General features: G+C 72.8%; 23 protein-coding genes. 6 read left to right on the top strand and 17 right to left on the bottom strand.

Translation table 11 applies throughout. The features are described 5' to 3' along the window. The first annotated feature begins 108 nt into the window (after positions 1 to 108). Complete coding sequence (locus OG505_RS29670) at positions 109 to 738, top strand: hypothetical protein (protein WP_405429318.1); 630 nt, start codon at positions 109 to 111, stop codon at positions 736 to 738. A gap of 72 nt (positions 739 to 810) precedes the next feature. On the opposite strand, the gene OG505_RS29665 is transcribed toward OG505_RS29670, so the two are convergent. From OG505_RS29665 to OG505_RS29645, 5 genes are all read right to left on the bottom strand, one after another. Continuing rightward, positions 811 to 1,548, bottom strand: a complete 738-nt coding sequence (locus OG505_RS29665) for an alanyl-tRNA editing protein (RefSeq protein WP_405429317.1) — start codon at positions 1,546 to 1,548, stop codon at positions 811 to 813. Positions 1,549 to 1,559: 11 nt separating this feature from the next. Beyond that, on the bottom strand, positions 1,560 to 2,447 hold the full coding sequence (locus tag OG505_RS29660) for an alpha/beta fold hydrolase (protein WP_405429316.1): 888 nt from the start codon (positions 2,445 to 2,447) through the stop codon (positions 1,560 to 1,562). Beyond that, positions 2,444 to 2,758, bottom strand: coding sequence for a DUF2516 family protein (locus OG505_RS29655; RefSeq protein ID WP_234582317.1), 315 nt, complete (start codon positions 2,756 to 2,758; stop codon positions 2,444 to 2,446). Before OG505_RS29655 ends, OG505_RS29660 begins: the two co-directional genes overlap by 4 nt. A gap of 71 nt (positions 2,759 to 2,829) precedes the next feature. Continuing rightward, positions 2,830 to 3,600, bottom strand: a complete 771-nt coding sequence (locus OG505_RS29650; protein WP_405429315.1) for a hypothetical protein — start codon at positions 3,598 to 3,600, stop codon at positions 2,830 to 2,832. Beyond that, complete coding sequence (locus OG505_RS29645; protein ID WP_405429314.1) at positions 3,597 to 4,217, bottom strand: helix-turn-helix domain-containing protein; 621 nt, start codon at positions 4,215 to 4,217, stop codon at positions 3,597 to 3,599. The genes OG505_RS29650 and OG505_RS29645 overlap by 4 nt, the downstream gene beginning before the upstream one ends. Before the next feature lie 112 nt (positions 4,218 to 4,329). Between OG505_RS29645 and OG505_RS29640 the strand changes: the two genes are divergently transcribed. Then, positions 4,330 to 5,127, top strand: a complete 798-nt coding sequence (locus OG505_RS29640) for an alpha/beta fold hydrolase (protein WP_405429313.1) — start codon at positions 4,330 to 4,332, stop codon at positions 5,125 to 5,127. 264 nt (positions 5,128 to 5,391) lie between these two features. Here OG505_RS29640 and OG505_RS29635 read toward each other — a convergent pair whose 3' ends face one another. The 4 genes from OG505_RS29635 to OG505_RS29620 form a co-directional block, all read right to left on the bottom strand. Next, positions 5,392 to 6,351 carry an asparaginase gene (locus tag OG505_RS29635; RefSeq protein WP_405429312.1) on the bottom strand — a complete coding sequence of 320 codons (960 nt, stop codon included), beginning with the start codon at positions 6,349 to 6,351 and terminating at the stop codon, positions 5,392 to 5,394. A 94-nt stretch (positions 6,352 to 6,445) separates the two neighbouring features. Then, on the bottom strand, positions 6,446 to 7,273 hold the full coding sequence (locus OG505_RS29630) for a 3-keto-5-aminohexanoate cleavage protein (protein WP_405429311.1): 828 nt from the start codon (positions 7,271 to 7,273) through the stop codon (positions 6,446 to 6,448). A gap of 23 nt (positions 7,274 to 7,296) precedes the next feature. Beyond that, the gene (locus OG505_RS29625) at positions 7,297 to 8,409 is read right to left on the bottom strand and encodes a YgfZ/GcvT domain-containing protein (RefSeq protein ID WP_405429310.1); all 1,113 of its coding nucleotides are present in this window, start codon (positions 8,407 to 8,409) and stop codon (positions 7,297 to 7,299) included. Then, a complete protein-coding gene (locus OG505_RS29620) occupies positions 8,406 to 8,834 on the bottom strand; it encodes a Fur family transcriptional regulator (protein WP_405429309.1) in 429 nt (142 codons plus the stop codon). The genes OG505_RS29625 and OG505_RS29620 overlap by 4 nt, the downstream gene beginning before the upstream one ends. A gap of 69 nt (positions 8,835 to 8,903) precedes the next feature. Between OG505_RS29620 and OG505_RS29615 the strand changes: the two genes are divergently transcribed. Continuing rightward, positions 8,904 to 9,785 carry an aminotransferase class IV gene (locus OG505_RS29615; protein ID WP_405429308.1) on the top strand — a complete coding sequence of 294 codons (882 nt, stop codon included), beginning with the start codon at positions 8,904 to 8,906 and terminating at the stop codon, positions 9,783 to 9,785. Between the two features lie 4 nt (positions 9,786 to 9,789). On the opposite strand, the gene OG505_RS29610 is transcribed toward OG505_RS29615, so the two are convergent. Together OG505_RS29610 and mtfM are read right to left on the bottom strand one after the other, a co-directional pair. Continuing rightward, on the bottom strand, positions 9,790 to 10,380 hold the full coding sequence (locus OG505_RS29610; protein ID WP_405429307.1) for an FABP family protein: 591 nt from the start codon (positions 10,378 to 10,380) through the stop codon (positions 9,790 to 9,792). 55 nt (positions 10,381 to 10,435) lie between these two features. Next, positions 10,436 to 10,540, bottom strand: a complete 105-nt coding sequence (gene mtfM, locus OG505_RS29605; RefSeq protein ID WP_305076120.1) for a small membrane protein MtfM — start codon at positions 10,538 to 10,540, stop codon at positions 10,436 to 10,438. Positions 10,541 to 10,552: 12 nt separating this feature from the next. Here mtfM and OG505_RS29600 point away from each other — a divergent pair, with 12 nt between their 5' ends. The 3 genes from OG505_RS29600 to OG505_RS29590 all read left to right on the top strand — a co-directional run bounded on the left by OG505_RS29600 (position 10,553) and on the right by OG505_RS29590 (position 13,444). Beyond that, a complete protein-coding gene (locus tag OG505_RS29600) occupies positions 10,553 to 10,927 on the top strand; it encodes a DsrE family protein (RefSeq protein ID WP_405429306.1) in 375 nt (124 codons plus the stop codon). Between the two features lie 82 nt (positions 10,928 to 11,009). Further along, entirely contained in the window at positions 11,010 to 11,390 is a 381-nt protein-coding gene (locus tag OG505_RS29595; RefSeq protein ID WP_405429305.1) for an SCP2 sterol-binding domain-containing protein, read from the top strand. Further along, entirely contained in the window at positions 11,387 to 13,444 is a 2,058-nt protein-coding gene (locus tag OG505_RS29590; RefSeq protein WP_405429304.1) for a glycogen debranching N-terminal domain-containing protein, read from the top strand. Before OG505_RS29595 ends, OG505_RS29590 begins: the two co-directional genes overlap by 4 nt. Before the next feature lie 19 nt (positions 13,445 to 13,463). Here the strand turns inward: OG505_RS29590 and OG505_RS29585 are convergent, their stop codons facing one another. The 6 genes from OG505_RS29585 to OG505_RS29560 all read right to left on the bottom strand — a co-directional run bounded on the left by OG505_RS29585 (position 13,464) and on the right by OG505_RS29560 (position 18,089). Next, complete coding sequence (locus tag OG505_RS29585; RefSeq protein ID WP_405429303.1) at positions 13,464 to 14,324, bottom strand: hypothetical protein; 861 nt, start codon at positions 14,322 to 14,324, stop codon at positions 13,464 to 13,466. 236 nt (positions 14,325 to 14,560) lie between these two features. Further along, the gene (locus OG505_RS29580; protein ID WP_358103369.1) at positions 14,561 to 14,881 is read right to left on the bottom strand and encodes a DUF1416 domain-containing protein; all 321 of its coding nucleotides are present in this window, start codon (positions 14,879 to 14,881) and stop codon (positions 14,561 to 14,563) included. A gap of 6 nt (positions 14,882 to 14,887) precedes the next feature. Then, on the bottom strand, positions 14,888 to 15,736 hold the full coding sequence (locus OG505_RS29575) for a sulfurtransferase (RefSeq protein ID WP_405429302.1): 849 nt from the start codon (positions 15,734 to 15,736) through the stop codon (positions 14,888 to 14,890). A gap of 209 nt (positions 15,737 to 15,945) precedes the next feature. Then, entirely contained in the window at positions 15,946 to 16,023 is a 78-nt protein-coding gene (locus OG505_RS29570; protein WP_310503780.1) for an Ms5788A family Cys-rich leader peptide, read from the bottom strand. Between the two features lie 116 nt (positions 16,024 to 16,139). After that, positions 16,140 to 16,928, bottom strand: a complete 789-nt coding sequence (locus OG505_RS29565; protein ID WP_405429301.1) for a DUF2993 domain-containing protein — start codon at positions 16,926 to 16,928, stop codon at positions 16,140 to 16,142. A 105-nt stretch (positions 16,929 to 17,033) separates the two neighbouring features. Then, positions 17,034 to 18,089, bottom strand: a complete 1,056-nt coding sequence (locus OG505_RS29560) for a hypothetical protein (RefSeq protein WP_405429300.1) — start codon at positions 18,087 to 18,089, stop codon at positions 17,034 to 17,036. Between the last annotated feature and the right edge of the window lie 218 nt (positions 18,090 to 18,307).

Here is an 18,307-nt window from a genome sequence, read left to right as displayed (position 1 = left end):
GAAGAACCGGACATCTGGCTCTCCCTAAGGGGCACCTCCGCGATATCGGGGGCGGATCGGTGTGATCACCGATGTGCGCACGGCGCGGCGCCGATCATGATGAGCTGCGTGACAAACGAGCCGGCGATGCCCGCCGCCCAGCAGGAAGACGCGGTGAGCGTCACTCGCCACCGACTGATGTGGCCGAGTGTCGCCGCCGGGATCTGGGCGCTGTGGTACGCCGCCTACCGCGGCTACTACGCCGCGGGCGGCACCGCGTTCCTGCCCGGCACGATCCGTCCGGGCGCGGAAGGCCGGTTCCAGCTCATCAACCTGCTGGGTGCCGTCATCATCGCCGCGGCCGCCGTCGTTCCCATCGCCACGCTGCCGCTGTGGTCGCGGCGGTGGCCGCGCCGGATGCTGCTGGCTGTGTACTGGATCGCGGCTGTGGGCTGCTGCATGCACGCGCTCGTCGACATCGCCCAACGGGTGCTCAGCCTCACCGGTGCCGTGCACATCGACTATCCACCGTTGTGGAGCACGATCGACCGCCGCAGCGCGGACCTGCAGGCAATCTTCTTCAACGAGCCATGGTTCCTGGTCCAGGGGCTGGCCTTCGGCACGCTCTGCTGGATCGGGCTGGGCCCCGGCCGGGCACGCCAATGGTGGGCCGCCACCGCGGTCGCGGCGGTGGTGGCGCTGTTCCTGCTCGGGATGCTGACGGTGGCGGGAATCCTCGACAAGGTGATCGTCTTCTGACGGCCAGAGGCGGCCTGCCAGCCGCTCGACCTCTTCGTCCCGGTCCGGCCGTGGCCAACTCGTCGACGATGCCTAGTCCGCCAGGCGGACGCGGACCCGGCGATTGGCCCGGCCCTTACTCTCCACCTTGACCACCTGCACCTTGCCGATCTGGGCGGTGGACGCGACGTGGGTGCCGCCGTCGGCCTGGACGTCCAGACCGACGATGTCGACGATCCGGACCTCCTGCTCGTCCGGCGGGATGAGGTTGGACTGGGTACGGATGATGTCCGGCAGGGCCAGCGCCTCGGTCCGCGGCAGCACCCGGGTGGCGACCGAGCGGTCGGCGGCCACCTCGGCGTTGACCAGCTCCTCGATGCGGCTCTTGAAGTCCGGCGGAACCTCGGGGAGGTTGAAGTCCATCCGGGCCTCGCCCGGTTCCATGTTGCCGCCGGTGACCAGCGCTCCGAAGTCGCGGAACACCACGCCGCAGAGCACGTGCAGCCCCGAGTGGGTACGCATCAAGCGGGTGCGGCGCTCGTCCTCCACCGCGCCGACGACCTCGGTGCCGACCGGCGGCAGCGGGTCACCCTCGGCGGGGATCAGGTAGGGATCGTCGCCCTTGCGGGTGCCGACGATCCGGGTCTGCACGCCCTGCCAGAGCAGCACGCCGTGATCCGGCGGTTGGCCGCCGCCGCCCGGGTAGAACGCCGAGCGGTCGAGCACGATGCCCTGCTCCAGGTCGGCGTGCAGGACCGTGCAGGTCCACTCGCGCAGGGTCGGGTCGGCGAGATCCAGCCGGTGCGTCCGGCCATGCTGTGTGACACCCATGACAGGGCACGTTACTCGTTGAGGAAGCCGGAGATGCGCCCGCGCAGATCGGCGCGTTCCGACCAGAGAACGCCCGGCCGGTCGTACACGTGCAGGGTGGCCTGGGGCAACGCGGCGGCGAGCTGCTCGGCGACCTCGACCGGGTGCAGGTCGTCGCCCGCGCAGCCGATCACCAGGGCCGGCGCGGTGACCGCCGCCAGGGCGGTGGCGTCGCTCAGCGGCACCTGCCCCGCCAGGGTGGCCAGGCCGTCGGCCAGACCGTCGCGGAGCAGCTGGTCGAGCCGCTGCCGCAGGTACGCCCAGCCGGCCGGCGTGTTGCGGACCGCCGCCGGCAGTTCCAGCGAGACGACGTCGGCGACGGCCGAGGCGTCACCGCTCTCGACGGCCTCCAGCAGGGCGCTGACGCGTCCCCAGGCGACCGGACCACGGGGTTGGTCGAGCACCGCCGGCAGGAAGAACACCAGTTTCTCGAAGCGCTCCGGGCTCTCGACCAGCAGGCGGCAGAGCGCGCCCGCGCCGAGGCTCGCCCCGAACGCCCGGCTGGCGCCGCCGAGATCAGCGATGGCCCGCAGGTCGCGGGCCAGATCGAGGTAGGTCCACGGGCCGGCCGGCGCCTCGGAGCGGCCGTGCCCCCGGAACTGGAAGAACAGCCGACGACCCGCCACCCCGCTGCCGAACGGTCGCGTGGTGGCGATCCCGTTGCCCAGCCCGTGCGCGAACACGGTGACCGGGTCACCGACGCCGGTGACCAGGCGCTCCAGCTGCACGCCGTGCGGGGTGGCGACCAGCTCCGTCTCCGGCTCCGGCAGAGCGGGCCGGCCGGTACGCGGCCCGCCCGGGCCCGGCCCCCAGGTGCGGGGGCCGCTGTCCGGCGGAGGGGGCCAGCGGAAACCTCTCACCAGAACCCTTTGCCGTCACTGAGGTCGCGGAGACCGACCCGCACGTCGAGCAGGTAGATGAGCGCGGCGGCGATGCCGATCAGTCCGAAGAGACTGATCGGACCGCGGCTGAGCAGGATCAGCACGAGGCAGACCGCCAGGATGGCGATCCAGCCGCCCTTGGGCAGCGTCCCGATGGCGGAGAATGCGTCGGAGCGCTGCGTGATGGCATGCACCAACGCGACACCCTGGATGATCAACGCGAAGACGAGCAGGATCAGCTCGATCACGTAACGGACTTCGAACGCGAAGATCGGCGCGGCGGTGGCCATGCCGGCAAGTTTATGTCGGCGACCCCGACTACGTCCGTCAAGGACGCCGTCGGGATCGCCGACAGGACGAACTACTCGGCCGCCGGGCGGGTCCGCTTGGTGGCCCGGGGCAGCTTGGCCGACGGGGTCTCGGCCGGCTTCGCGGCCTTCGCCCGGGCGGCCTTCTTGACGGCGGCCGGCTTGGCCTCGGCGATCTCGGCCACCTCGGCCGGGCTCGGCACCTCGGCCGGGCTCGGCACCTCGGCCGGGACCGGCGCAGCCGTCGAAGCCGTCGAAGCCGTCGTGGCGGTCGGGGCGGTCGGGGCGGTCGCCTCGGACACAGCCGGCGCGGCCTGGGTGGCCTCGATGTCGGCGTTGACCGTCTCGGCGGCCTCCAGCACGCCGGCGCCGACGACCCGCTCGCCACGGGCCACCAGCGCGCCGTACGCGGCGAACGCCCGCTCCTGCGCGGCCTGGGCGCCGGCGATCACGACGGCGGCGTTGCGGGTCGCGGCGCTGCGCAACTTCTCGATGTCGGTGACCTCGCGGAGCTTGGCCAGGTCGGCGACCTCGCGGAGCTTGGCCAGGTCGGCCGACTCGCGCAGCTTGGTCAGGTCCAGCTCGGCCTGCGCGCGGTCGCGCAGGGTGCCGGCGGTCTCGTTGGCGGTGCGCAGCGTCTCGGTGGCCTTCTGGCGCAGCTCGAAGCCGGTCAGGACGGCCCGGCCGCCGAGGTCGGCGACGACCCGGGTGCCGTGGACACCGACGACCGCGGGCAGCTTGCGCAACTGCTCGATAGCCAGCTCGGCGGCGCCGGCGGCGGCGTAGATCGGGGCGGGGATGCGGTTGGTCTTCGGCTCGGTCATGACGTCTCCTCCTCGGCCGCCTCGGCGGCCTTCCGGACCGCCGGTCCGGCGGCCTTCTTCTCGGCGGTGCTGGTGCTGCTCTTCTCGGGGGTGCTGGTGCTGCTGCCCGGGGCGGGGGCGGCGCCCGCCTCGGTGACGGCCACCGACTCGAGCACTGCCTCGGTCGGGGTGCCGCCCGCGGTGGTGGGGCCGGTAGCGGCCAGGTTGGCCACGTCGGCCGGCTCGTCGGCGACGTCGGTCGGGGTGGTCGCCGCGGCGGCCTGGGCCTCGGCGAGCCGGGCGTTCTCCCGACGGAACGTCTCGTAGATCTGGCTGAGCGACTGCTTCTGGGCCATCGTGAGGTCGGGGTCCACCGCGATGGCGGCGAGCACGCCGTGGCCCTCCTTGTCGTCGAGCAGCCCGGCCCGTAGGTACATCGCCGGGGTCGAGACCCGCAGCGCGCTGGCCAGTTGCTGGAGCACCTCGGCGCTGGGCTTGCGCAGCCCGCGCTCGATCTGGCTGAGGTACGGGTTGCTGACCCCCGCCTGCTCGGCGAGCTGACGCAGCGAGATCTTGGCGTTGCGTCGCAGATCGCGGATGAACCCGCCGACGTCGGGAAGGTCCTTGGGTGTGGCCATGGGCCCGACGCTAATGCCGCGTGCTAGCTCCTGCAAGCGAAATGCTTGCCAAAGTTAGCAAGGTCTCAGCATCACGTTTGCGCGTCGCTCGCCGGATCCGTACGGTCCGTTGGTGCACAAGATCACAGTCAACGGAGCACTTCTCGCGTACGACGAGGCCGGCACCGGTTCGCCCGTCGTGCTGCTGCACGCCGGCATCGCCGACCGGCGGATGTGGCGGGCTGTCGTGCCCGCGCTCGCCGCCCGGCACCGGGTTATCGTCCCGGACCTGCGCGGGTACGGAGACTCGGAGCTGCCCCCGACGCCGTTCGCGCACCACGACGACGTGGCCGGCCTGCTGGACGCCCTCGACCTGCCCCGGGCGGCGCTGGTCGGCTGCTCCTTCGGTGGGTCGGTCGCCGTCGACACCGCGCTCGCGCATCCGGACCGGGTGAGCGCGCTCGCCCTCTTCGGCACGGCGGTCTCCGGCAACGAGTGGTCCGAGGAGGCCAACGACCTCTGGGACGACCTGGTCGGCGAGGTCGACCCGGACGACTTCGTCGCCGGGGCGGCCGGCGAGGTGCGGTTCTGGGTGGTCGGGCCCGGCCGACAGCCGGCCGACATCGACCCCGAACTGCTGGCGTTCGCGCAGGAGATGGACCAGCGCGCCCTGGCCGCCGAGTTGGCGCTCGGTGCGGTCGAGGTGGGCGAGCTGACGCCTCCGGCCATCGGCCGCCTCAGCGAGCTGCGGGTGCCCGTCCTGGTCACCGCCGGCGCCGCCGACGTGCCGGACATCAGCCGCCTCGCCGACCGGATCGCCGCCGAGGTCCCCGGCGCGGTACGGCTGCCGGATGTGCCGGACGCCGCACACCTGTTGCCGCTGGAGCGTCCGGAACCGGTCAACGCCGCCCTGCTCGACTTCCTGAGCTGAACGCGCGGCGCTGCCCGGCCCGGACCGTGCCTCGGTCAGCGACGCCAGGGGGCCGCCGACAGCCCCGCACCCCCGCCGCCGGCAGACCCGCCGCCCACGACGGGGCTGATGCCGCAACGAGCGCTATACCTCAGAGTCATATTTATGCCTGTGAGGTATAGCGCTCGATCAGGCGTTGGCCGCCGTGCCGGGCAGCCGGACCGCCGACCGGTGGACCGGTGGACCGGTGGACCGGCGGACCGGCGGACCGGCGGACCGGTGGGGTCACCAGAGTGGGCGGACCGCGCCGACCGGAACGCCACCGCCGAAGAGCGGCACCTCGGCGTACTCGGTCAGCACCGGAGCGTCCACGCCGAGCCGGCGCAGCGCGGAGACCAGCACCGGCATCCGGGCCCGGTCGGCCCCATCGTCGATCTTCAGAGCCACCGCGCCGACGCCCGGCAGCCCCACCGCGAGCACGCCCTCGGCGCCGACCTTGGCCAGCAGACCCGGGACACCGCGCATCAGCCGGGTGTCGTCGGCCTGGGTGCCACCGACGATCTCCGGGTACGCCCGCATCGCGTCGGCCACCCTGCGCGGCACCGAGCCCGGCTCGGCGTCGACCAGCCGGAGGAACGCCCCGGCCAGGCCGGTCAGCGACACCGCCAGCACCGGGGCGCCACAGCCGTCGACCCCCACCGCCGCCGCCTGCTCGCCGGTGAACTCCTCGATGGCGGCCCGCAACCCCTGCTGCAACGGGTGCTCCGGCCGCCAGTAACCGTCCCGCGGCCACCCGGCGGCCTCGCAGGTCAACAGCATTCCGCTGTGCTTGCCGGAGCAGTTCATCTGCACCCGGCTCGGCCCGCCTCCGGCCCGCAGCACCGCTTCCCGGGCCGCCGCACCCAACGGCAGGTCGGGCGGGCAGTGCAGCGCCGAAGCGTCCAACCCGGCCCGGTCGAGGAGCGCGCCGACCCGGGCCAGGTGGAAGTCCTCCCCCGCATGGCTGGCCGAGACCAACGCCAGGTCGGCCGGATCGGTCAGCGTCAGGCCGGCACGGAGCATCCCGATCGTCTGCATCGGCTTGCTGGCCGAGCGCGGAAAGATCGGCGCGGTCACGTCCCCGGCGGTCGCCAGCGGCACCCCGGTGGCGTCCAGCACCACCACCGAGCCGCGGTGCGTGCCCTCCACGAACCCGGACCGGACCACCTCGGCGAGCGGCACGCCGCCCTCGTACGTCTTTCCCACGTGCTGGACGGTACCCAGGGGGCTGGATCGTCCGTCGGCGGGGTGACCAGGTGGTCCACCGCCCGGGTGACAGGGGCGTGGAAGGTCTCCGGCCTTACAGCCCGAGCAGCGCGCGGGCCTCGGTGGTGGTCAGCGGCGGTCGCTGGGCGAGTTGTGCGAAGCCGACCGCGCGGGCGACCAACTGCATGTTGGACTCGACCGGCCGACCCTTGGCGTACGTCACCGTGTCCTCCATACCGACCCGCAGGTGCCCGCCGGTCGACAGCGAGGCCAGCAGCACCGGGATCGTGCTGCGGCCAACGCCGGTGGCCGAGAACGTGGTGCCCGCCGGCAGGTCCCGCAGCATCCGATGCGCCGCCACAAGCGTCTCGGCATTGCCCGGCATGCCGCCCGGCACCCCCATCACGAAGTCGACGTGCACGTGCCCACCGGCCGGCAGGCCGTACTTGCCGAGCAGCCGCTGCAACGCGGACAGGTGGCCGAGGTCGAAGATCTCGTACTCCGGCACGATGCCGCGCTCCTGCATCCGGGTGTGCAGGTCGACGATGAACTCCCAGCGGTTGAGGAAGACGTCGTCGCCGAAGTTGACCGTGCCCATGGTGCAGGAGGCCATGTCCGGGCCCGCGTCGAGCACGGCGAGCCGGGACGCTTCCGGGTCGGTCACCGCGCCGCCGGAGGAGAGCTGCACGATCAGGTCGGTGCTCTCCCGCAGCGCCGCCACCGTCTCGGCCAGCCGGGCCGGGTCAAGGGTCGGCCGGGCCTCGTCGTCGCGGATGTGGACGTGGATCACGGCGGCGCCGAGCGCCTCGCACTCCTTGGCGGTGAGCAGCAGCTCGTCCAGGGTCACCGGCAGCGCCGGCACCTCCGCCTTGGCCGACTCCGCGCCGGTCGGGGCCACCGTGATCAACGTCCCTGTCGTCATGCCGGCGATCCTAGACGCCACGGTCAGGACGGGTCGATCGCCGCCGCCGTCTCGCCGATCATCAGCGTGGCGTCGTCCGGGACGTTCCGCTTCAGCACCGCGAGAGCGACCTGCCCCAGTTCGTGGTGCAGCACGGCGGTGCCCACGAAGCCCACCGCCCGGCCGTCGAGGGTCACCGGCGTACCGGCGGTCGGCGGCTGGTCGGTGGTCACCCCGTCCAGGTGCAGCAGCACCAGGCGGCGCGGGGGCCGGCCCATGTTGTGTACGCGGGCCACCGTCTCCTGGCCCCGGTAGCAGCCCTTGTCCAGGTGCACCGCCGGGCCGATGAGGTCCACCTCGGCCGGGATGGTCCGGTGGTCGGTGTCCACCCCGACCCGGGGCTGCCGGGCGGCGACCCGGATCGCCTCGTACGCCCAGAGGCCGGCGACCGGCACGCCCGCCCCGCGCAGCTCGGCGACCACCTGCTCCATCGCCGAGCGGGGAACCAGCAGGTCCACCCCGAGGACGCCACGTCGCGCCCAGCCGCCCATCGGCAGCGGTCGGACGTCGTACCGGATGCCCGCTCGGGGTGGCACGGCCCCGGCGGCGAACTTCGGACCCGGCACCGGCACCAGGTCCGGCGCGGCCAGCCCGGTCACGCCGAGCGTGCCCACGGCCTCCGACGCCGCCGGCCCGACCAGCGACAGCAGTGCCCGCTCGGCGGTGGCGTCGCGGGGGTCGACCTTGCTGAAGAACCGCATCTTCTCCAGGTACGCGAGCAGACCCTCGGTCGCCCCCGGCTCGGTGTCCAGCCAGGTGGTCTCGCCGTCCTCGGCGACCAGGGCGTGCTGCTCGACGTGCCCGTGCGGGGAGAGCACCAGCAGCTCGGTGCCCTCGCCGGCGGCCAGCGTGCTCAGGTGCTGCGAGGTGATCGTGTGCAGCCAGCCGGCCCGCTCCTCGCCGGGCACCGCGATGACCCCCCGGTGCGACCGGTCGACCAGGCCGACCTCGGTGTCCAGGACGCGCTGCTCGCGCAGCGGGTCGCCGTAGTGCGCGGCCACCCCCCGCACCCCGGCCGCGACGTGCGCCGGGTCCGGCTGGTCGCGGCTGGCCTCGTCGATGCTCTCGACGGCCACCGCGCCCGCGATGTCGATCATGTGTGATCCCCGTTCTCGCAGCGGCCGCAGACGCCGAAGAGTGACACGTGCCCGATGTCCACCCGGAAACCCCGCTGCGCGGCCAACTGCTCGGCGAGCGGGCGGAGCAGCTCCGGATCGATCTCGTCGATCGCGCCGCACTCCCGGCAGACCAGGTGGACGTGTTGGTGCTCACCCGCCGCGTGGTAGGTCGGCGAACCGTGCGAGAGGTGGGTGTGGGTCACCAGGCCGAGCCGTTCCAGCAGCTCCAGCGTGCGGTAGATGGTGGTGATGTTGACGCCGGCGGCGACCTCCCGGACGGCGGTGTGCACCTGCTCCGGTGTGGCGTGGCCCAGATCGAGCACCGCCTGGAGGACGAGCTGCCGCTGGGCCGTCAGCCGCAGCCCACGGGCCCGGAGCATTTCCGCGAGGGAGGATTCGGACACCGTCCGATCATAGTTCGGCGATCGCGCCGATCTCCTGCGCGCGCCCGGCCGCCGCTACGCTCGGCGGTCATGGTGACGTCGTCCGTCGGCAGTGTTCCGGCCAGGCCGAGCGCGCGGATCGCCGTGCTGGGGCGCGGCCTGATCCCGGCGGACGAGCCTCTGCTCCGCGGCGACGACCTGGGCGTCCTGCACGGCGACGGGCTCTTCGAGTCGATGCACCTGCGCCAGGGGCGGCCGTGGCTGCGCGACGAGCACCTGGACCGGCTGGTCACGGCGGCGGCGGCCGTCGACCTGGATCTGCCCCCCACCGACGCACTGACCGATCTGCTCGACTCGGTGCTGACGGGCTGGCCGGCGCAGGTGGAGGGCGCTCTGCGGCTGGTCTGCACCCGGGGCTCGGAGGCCGGCGGCCGGCCGACCGTCTACGCCACGCTGACCGAGGTGCCGGCGTCGTCGCTGGCGGCCCGACGGAACGGGATCACCGTGGCCATCCTGCCGCTGGGGGTGCCCGCCGACGCGCGTACCGGCCTGGGCTGGCTGCCGGCGGGGATCAAATCCACGTCGTACGCGGTCAACAGCGCCGCCCGCCGCTGGGCGCGCGCCAACGGGGTGGACGACGTGCTCTGGGTCTCGTCCGACGGGTACGCCCTGGAGGGGCCGATCGCCAACGTGGTGTGGATCACCGGCGACACGATCTGCACGGTGCCCGCCGCCACCACCGGCATCCTGCCCGGCACGACCGTCGCCTGGCTGCTCGCCCATGCACACGAGCTGGGCCTGAGCGCCGCCGAACGGATGGTGACGCCAGCGGAGCTGCACGCCGCCGACGGCGTCTGGTTCAGCTCCTCGGTACGCGGACTCGCCGAGGTCCGGATGCTGGACGGGGTACGCCGGGACCGCTGCCCGCGTACCCCCGCCCTGCACGAACTGCTGGGTTTCCCCGTCGACTGAAGCGTCAGCCGCCCACCCGGACGAGCCGGGCGGAGAGGTGCGGGCTGAGTGGGTGACCCATCGCCGCCATCTCCTGGGCGTAGAGCAGCGCGCCCTCGACGATGCCGAAGAGGCGGTGCCCGCCGGTGACCTCCTTGGCGGTCGCCGTCCGGACCACCGCGTCGGTGGCGAACTCGACCTGGGTGCCAGTGCGCTTGCCGAGGTGCAGCTCCATCACCCCGGTGGGGGCCGTGAGCAGGGCCTCCAGCTCGTCGGTTGCCCGACCGTCCACCAGCACCGGTCGCCACCAGCCGACCTCACGCCCGGCCGGGCGCACGGGCCTGCTCTGCTCGTCGAGGATCCAGGCGCGCGACTCGTAGTGCAGGAACGGCCGGCCGTCGTGGCTGATCCGGATCTCCTGCGCGTAGTCGAAGTCCTCGATGGTGGGAAAGCCGCCCTTGCCCCGGCCGCGCCACAGCCCGATGTACGGCAGCAGGCCGTCCAGCGCCGGGTGCAGCTTCGGGCCGACCCGCAGGTCGTGACTCTCCTCGAACGGGTACTCCTCGACCGGCGGCGCGTTCAGCCACGGCGGCTGCAGCGGGTTCTCGTCGCTCACGGTGCCACCTTCGTTCGCGACTGCGGGGCTCGCAGACCCGGCTCACTCCTCGCGCTCACCAACGTCCCCTCGAAATCTTCACTGCCAGGTAGACCAGGCCGCCAGCGAGCCCGCCCAGGCCGGCGACCAGCAGGCTGACGAACCCGATCTCGGTAACCATCGTGACCATCCTATGCTGGGCCCCATGGCCCGCTCTCTCGTCGTCAAGGTCACCGCTGGGACGGACGCCCCGGAGCGGTGCGCGCAGGCGTTCACGGTCGCCGCCACGGCGGTCGCGGCCGGCGTGGACGTGTCGCTCTGGCTGACCGGGGAGTCGACGTGGTTCGCGCTGCCCGGCCGCGCCCAGGAGTTCGAGCTGCCGCACTCCGCGCCGCTGGCCGAGCTGCTGCACGTCATCCTGACCAGTGGTCGGGTGACCGCCTGCACCCAGTGCGCGGCCCGGCGGGAGATCGGCCCGGACGACGTACTGCCCGGTGTCCGGATCGCGGGCGCCGCGGTCTTCGTCGAGGAGGCGTTGGCCGACGGCGCGCAGGCGCTGGTCTACTGACCACCGGCACACCTCGGGGCGACAATATGGGCGGACTCCCGATACCGACCCGACATCTCGGACAGCTGCCTACGATTCGACTGTGACCGAGGCGACGGAGAGGTTCTTCGAATCGCTGCCGACGCGTGCCCCCACGACCCTGGGCGGCCTGGCCACGGGGACCCTGCAGATCGACCTCGGCACCGACCACCAGACCGAACACTGGCTGGTCCGGATGCGGCCGGGAACGGTACGGGCCAGCCGCGAGCGGGGCCCGGCCGACGCCATCTGGTACAGCAGCTCGGCCCTGTTCGACAGGCTGATCACCGGCGAGGCCCAGGGGCTCGCCGCGGTACTGCGCAACGAGAGCACCTTCAGCGGTGACGTGGTGCTCTTCCTGACCTTCCGCCGCTTCTTCCCGAACCCGCCGGGCACCCGCGACCCGCGCCAGGTGGCCCGACAGGCAGCCGGACGCGGGTCGTGAAGGATCTCGTCAGCATCCTGGACGGCAACACCTTCCTGGTCTCTGACCACCGCGGAGACATCGAACCGTCCTTCGACTTCCCGACCGGGCTGTTCTCCTTCGACACGCGCTTCCTGTCGAGCTGGGTGCTCACCCTCGACGGCGAGCGGTTGCACGCCCTCTCCCTGGACGACAGCGAGTCGTACCGGACCACGTTCTTCCTCGCGCCCGGCGAACCCACCCACTACCTGGACGCCAAGGCGTCGGTGATCCGCAGCCGGGAGATCGGGAGTGGCTTCGACGAGGAGCTGACCGTCCTCAACCACTCCGGCGAGGAGGCCGAGTTCACCATCCGGGTCGAGATGAGCAGCGACTTCGCCGACCTGTTCGAGATCAAGCACGCCCAGGAGAAGGTGGGCCGGACAACGGTCGGGGTGACCGACGACGAGCTGCGGTTGACGTACCGGCGGGAGGCCTTCCACCGGGAGACCGTGGTCCGCTCCACGGTGCCGCCGGCGCAGGTCGACGTCGCCGGGATGACGTTCCGCGTCCGGATCGACAGCAACAGCGAGTGGACGACCCGGCTGCACGTCTCCACCGTCGTCTACGGGGCGCGGGGCGAGGACATCCGGGCCACCCTGCCGTACGCGGGCGGCCGTGGCGTGGACGCCATCCGCGCCGAGCAGCAGGAGCTGATCGACCGGGCGCCCGCGCTCGGCTGTGACTGCGAGCCGCTGGCCGGGGCGTACCGGCGCAGCCTCAACGACCTGGCCGCGCTGCGCTACGAGTCGATCGCCCTGGGCACCCGGCTGATCGCCGCCGGGCTGCCGTGGTTCATGACCCTCTTCGGTCGGGACAGCATCATCACCTCGCTGCAGGTGCTGCCGTTCCTGCCGGAGCTGATCCCGGCGACCATCCTCATGCTGGCCGGTCTCCAGGGGCACCGGGTGGACGACTTCCGGGACGAGGAGCCCGGCAAGATCCTGCACGAGCTGCGGTACGGCGAGACCGCCGGCTTCGAGGAGCAGCCGCACTCGCCGTACTACGGGTCGGCCGACTCGACGCCGCTGTTCGTCATCCTGATCGACGAGTACGAGCGTTGGACCGGCGACACCGCGCTGGTCAAGCGGCTGGAGTCGCACGTCCGGGCGGCCCTGGAGTGGATCGACACGTACGGCGACCTGCTCGGCACCGGCTACCTCTGGTACCGCACCCGCAACCCGGAGACCGGGCTGCAGAACCAGTGCTGGAAGGACTCCTGGGACGCCATCAGTTACGCCGACGGTCGGATGCCGGGCTTCCCCCGGGCCACCTGCGAGTTGCAGGGCTACGCGTACGACGCGAAGATCCGGGCCGCCCGGCTGGCCCGCAAGATCTGGAACGACCCGGCGTACGCCGACCGGCTGGAGCGGGAGGCGGCGGCGCTCAAGCAGCGGTTCAACCACGACTTCTGGATCGCCGACCGGGAGTACTACGCGCTCGCCCTGGACGCCGACGGCCGGCAGGTGGACGCGCTCACGTCGAACATCGGGCACCTGCTGTGGAGCGGGATCGTGGACGAGTCCCGAGCCGGCAAGGTGGTCGGCCACCTGCTGGGGCCTCGGCTCTTCTCCGGCTGGGGGGTGCGGACCCTGGCCGAGGGCGAGGGTCGATACAACCCGATCGGCTACCACGTGGGCACCGTGTGGCCGTTCGACAACTCGATCATCGCCTGGGGCCTGGCCCGGTACGGCTACCGCGAGGAGGCCGGGCTGATCTGCGACGCGATGCTCGCGGCGTCCCGCTACTTCGACGGGCGGCTGCCGGAGGCGTTCGCCGGCTACTCCCGCAGCCGCACCGGCTACCCGGTGGAGTATCCGACCGCGTGCAGCCCGCAGGCCTGGTCGAGCGGCACTCCGCTGCTGTTGCTGCGGGTCATGCTGGGGCTGGAACCGCAGGGCGAACACCTGATCATCGATCCGGCTGTGCCACCGGGCATGGGCCGGGTGGAGCTGCTGGACATTCCCGGCCGCTGGGGCCGCGTGGACGCGTTGGGGCGCAGCCGAGGCCCGCAGGATCAGCAGACGGGCGGCTGACCCGGGCCCGACGTCCGGCTCAGGCGGGGCAGCCGACGGTGGCGGCGACCCGTGCGGTGTCCGGGCCGAGTTCGGCCAGCACGGTGACGTCGCCGGCGCGGTACGCGTACACCGGGGGGTTGTCCAGCAGTGGGGCGCCGCCGGCCAGCGGGGCGAGCGCGCCGGCAGTGGCCGGGCCGGGCCCGGCGGCGGACCGTGCGGTACGGGCCACGGCGCCGTCCGGGCACGGCGCGGTGACCAGCTCCGGCGCGGCGTCGGCCGGACGGTCGAGCGCGGTCAGGGCAGCCGTCAGGGCCGTGGCCTCCGGGCCGGGCCCGGTGGCCGGCTTCGGGTCGTAGCCGGCGCCCAGCGGCCGGCAGCCGGTGTCGACGGTCAACCGGAGCCGGCCGTCCCCGGTCGGCCGTCCCTCGACGGCGACGAAGTCCCCGGCGTCGGCGTGCAGTTCCGGGCCGTCCAGGCCGGGGCCGACTCCGGCCCGCCAGGTGGACGGCAACCGGTCGGCGATGCCGGTCAGCACGGTGCGCTCGGTGCCGGCGGGCGCGAGCACGCCGACCTCGCGGCGCAGCGCGGCACCGTCGGAGAACGGCGTGACGCGGCAGCCGGCGTTGATCCGCACCGGGCCCAGCTCCAGCAGCCCGGCCGTGCCGGCGGCCCGGGCCAGCTCACCGACCGCCCGGTCGACCACCGGGGCGGCCTCGTCGAGGGAGCGCTGCTCGCGCACCGTCGGCGGGTCGTCGCGGACCGACATCCAGGCGAGCCCGGCCAGCAGCACGGCCCACAGCACGGTCGCGACCAGCAGCCAGCGCCGCCCACGCCGGGTGGGTGCCGGCGCGGGGGGATCGCTCGACAGGGCCCACCCCGTCTGGACAGCACCGCTCACCCGGCCATGGTGTCACGGGCGGTCCGCCGCACCGGAGGCAGCGGTCGGCGGTCCGGGTGACGGCCGAGGGTCAGGCCGGCCGGGGCGGCGGGTCGAGCCGGTAGCCGACCCCGCGCACGGTGTGCACCGGGTGGGTACGACGACCGGCGACCTGTTGGCCGCCGGCCACCCGCGGTGACGACGACCGGGGCCGGCCACCCAGTGGGTGACCGGCCCTGGTCGATCAGAGCAGTGGGTCAGGCGACGGTGACGGTGACCTCGTTGATGCCCCGGCCGGCGGTGACGGCGGCGTCGCCGTTGCCGTGCCGGGACAGCGCCCGCAGCGTCCAGGAACCGGGCGCGGCGAAGAACCGGAACTGGCCGGCCGCCGAGGTGACCACCTCGGCGGTGAACTCACCGGTCGAGTCGAGCAGCCGGACGTACGCGCCCGGCACGGCCTCGTCCGCCGCCGAGCGGACGATGCCGGTGATGACGGTTTCCTTCTCCAGGTCCAGGCTGGCCGGCAGCGGCGCGGCCTGGTCGGGTGCGGCGCAACCCGCAGCGGTGGGAGCAGTCATGGCGGATCAGGCCTCCCCGGGCTCATCGCCGAGCGCGACCGGCACGCCGACGAGCGAGCCGTACTCGGTCCAGGAGCCGTCGTAGTTCTTCACGTTGCGGTGGCCGAGCAGCTCCTGCAGCACGAACCAGCTGTGCGACGAGCGCTCGCCGATCCGGCAGTACGCGATCGTCTCCTTGCCGTCGTCCAGCCCGGCGTCGGCGTAGATCTTGCGCAGCTCGTCGTCGGACTTGAACGTGCCGTCCTCGTTGGCCGCCTTGGACCACGGGACGCTGATCGCGGTCGGGATGTGACCGGCCCGCTGCGCCTGCTCCTGCGGCAGGTGCGCGGGGGCGAGCAGCCGGCCGGCGAACTCGTCGGGGCTGCGCACGTCGACCAGGTTCTTGGTGCCGATCGCGGCGATGACCTCGTCGCGGAAGGCCCGGATGGAGGCGTCCGGCTCCTGCGCGACGTACTGGGTCGCCGGGCGGGCCGCCGTCTCGGTGACCAGCGGACGGGCGTCCAGCTCCCACTTCTTGCGACCGCCGTCAAGCAGCTTCACGTCGCGGTGGCCGTAGAGCTTGAAGTACCAGTAGGCGTACGCCGCGAACCAGTTGTTGTTGCCGCCGTACAGGATGACGGTGTCGTCGTTGCTGATGCCCCGCTCGGAGAGCAGCGCCTCGAACTGGGTCTTGTTGACGAAGTCCCGGCGGACCAGGTCCTGGAGGTCGGTCTTCCAGTCGATCTTGATGGCGCCGGCGATGTGGCCGGTCTCGTAGGCCGACGTGTCCTCGTCGACCTCGACGAAGACGACGCCCGGGGCGTCGAGGTTCTTCTCGGCCCACTCGGCCGATACGAGTGCGGTGTCGCGACTCATCGATTCACTCCCTGGTGAGGATGGATGGTGAGCCAACGCGCGAATGTCGATGGGTTGAACTGTCGCACCGCGCGCGGGACCCAGCGGAAGGACGGGATCACGGGTTCGTGCGACGGCGCCGCTGCCGGGCGTTCGGTGGGATCACCGGAAAGGGTCGAGGACCCTGCGTGCCGGTGGCCGCCGTCAGGCGGCCGAAAACAGCCCCGCCGTCAGATGACAGGGCGACACAGGCAGGTGGCCACGCGGCACAGGTCGACCGCGCGCCGTTTGGTGAGGTGGGTCCCCATGAGCACGGAGCCTACCAGGCAGTGACCAGGCTGCCACTGGACCGACCACCATCCGGGATCGTCCGGGCTGCGGGGCCGATGAAGTGTCCCAGCGGCCCGGACGATTGACGCGCCGCTCAGCCGACGGAGTTGATCGGTACGTTCTTCGCGTCGGCGGTGACCGCCAGCCCTTCGGGCAACGGCCGGACCTCCCGCACCGCGAGCTGGAACGGCAGGTCGGGCAGCGGCACGTCGATGGAGATGCCCTCGGCGTACCTGTTCAGGATCGTGCGGGCCAGCGGCAGGTTCGGCAGGCCCGCGGCGTCCAGTTTGCTGAAGCGCAGGGCTACCTTGCCGTTCTCGGCGACGGTGACGTCGGCGGTGCCAGCGACGGTGAACTTCTGGCCGAGGATGTCGACCGGGGCGGTGACGGCGAGCTTGCCACCCTGCTCGCCGAGCGTGAGCCCGGGTCGGTTCAGCAGCGCGGCGAGGCTCTCGTAGCTGATCGTGCCGGTGCCGTCGACCGTGTCGGCGACGACGTCACCCTGCCCGGTCCGCAGCGTGTCGAGCGAGGCCCGCACGTTGCGTGCGTCCACGTCCAGCACCGGCAGCCGTACGGCGTCACCCTCGACCGACGCCTGCACGTCCCGCAGAGTGATGGAGATCCGCTCGTACCGCCCCTTCAGCACCTGGGTGAGGAACGGCGTCCCACCGACCTCGACGTCGGGCTTGGCCGACTGCGCCCCCTGCTTGCTGACCTCCTGGCTGACCCGCTCGGCGATGAGCCGCTCGGCCACGCCGACCGCCACGCGGTCGGCGACCACCAGCAGACCCCCCACCACCAGGAGCAGGACGACCAGGCCGATGAGCAGCTTGCGACCGCGCCGTCGGGGCCGAGCTTCGCCAGTCGGATACTCCTGGGCCACGCCGCCTCCTGTCTCCGCCCGCCGCGAAGCGGCGGGACGTCCGAACCGTTGCCGCAGCGCGGCGCACCCGTAGGTACCCGACCGACACCGGCCTCAACCGTGGGCTCAGAGGAACAGCATGCACATGGCGTACGCGGCAGGTGCGGCCAGGGCGAATCCGCCGAGCGGACCCTGCATGTGCCGGGCGACCCACATGGTGGGCGGTTCGCCAGCCATCAGGCGACCCGCCTCCGCGTACCCCACGGCGAGATCGGAGAGGACGGCGGTGACGGCCGCGACCAGGCCGATCATCGCGGCCCGGGTCGGCGTGAAGGGGGCCACCAGATAGCTGCCGAGGAGCGCGCTGCCCAGCGTGCCCACCATCGCGCCGGCGACGACGCCGGCCGCGCCCCGAGGCACCTGCGGGGCCAGCCGGGGCCACGGCAGCACCGCGTCGGTGAGCCGGGCGACGGTCAGCGCGACCCCGCTCGCGGTCAGGCAGACCGTGATCGCCTGGGTGCCGGCCGGGATGCGGCTGAGCACGATCAGGGTGCCGAAGGCCACGACCCCGACCACGATGAGCAGGGTGGCGCCGAGTGAGTCGGTGACCCGGACCCGGTCGACGCGGCGGACCAGCTGGCCGAGCACGGCGGCGAGGAAGCCGCCGACGGCCAGGTAGCCCAGCGGCGCCAGACCGGCGACGTCGCTCTGGACGGCGGCGATGTCAGCGGCCGCGGCGACCGCGGCGCTGATCCCGCCGACCAGCAGCAGCGCGGGTGGGCGCATGGCCATCGTCCAGGCGAGCACGAACAGCAGTTGGACGCCGAAGACGATGAAGGCGAACGGCAGGCGGTGACCCGGCCCGGACGTCTGCGCGCCGAGCACCAGACCCACCCCGAGCAGCGCGGCGAAGCCGGCGATGGTCAGGGCCAGCGGGCGGTGCACCTCGACCGGAGCAACGGGCTCCTCCTCCGGCTCGTCGACCTCGTCCTCGGAACGACGGGCCGGTTCCCCGGCACGGCGGGCCCGGCGCGGTCCACCCCGTTCACGGCGTTCGCCGGCGGCGACGGGCGGCCCGGTGCGCGGCGCGGGCGGATGGCCGCGGGTCGGAGCGGCCGGACCCGGGCGGGGACCGTCGGACCACGATTCGCGGCCGGCGTCGGGCGAGGTGGAGGGAAACACGCCCCGATCGTGCCAGATCGGCTGCCCGGCGCGGCGGTCACGGGTTTCCGCAACGTTAAAACCTGCGCCACGATCAGGGCAAGCTAGACAAACGGGAAATGACCTCAAGGCGCGACCGAGGCAATCGGTTACGCTCAACGCGTTACCCGCCCGTCAGCGACGCCGGGACCACGCTATTTCTCAGCGCACTCTGCCACGAGTGTGTCTGGTCGCGTGCG

The sequence above is a fragment of the Micromonospora sp. NBC_00617 genome (assembly GCF_045161355.1).
In the GTDB taxonomy this organism is placed as follows: Bacteria; Actinomycetota; Actinomycetes; order Mycobacteriales; family Micromonosporaceae; genus Micromonospora.
This window is presented reverse-complemented; position numbering and strand designations above follow the sequence as displayed.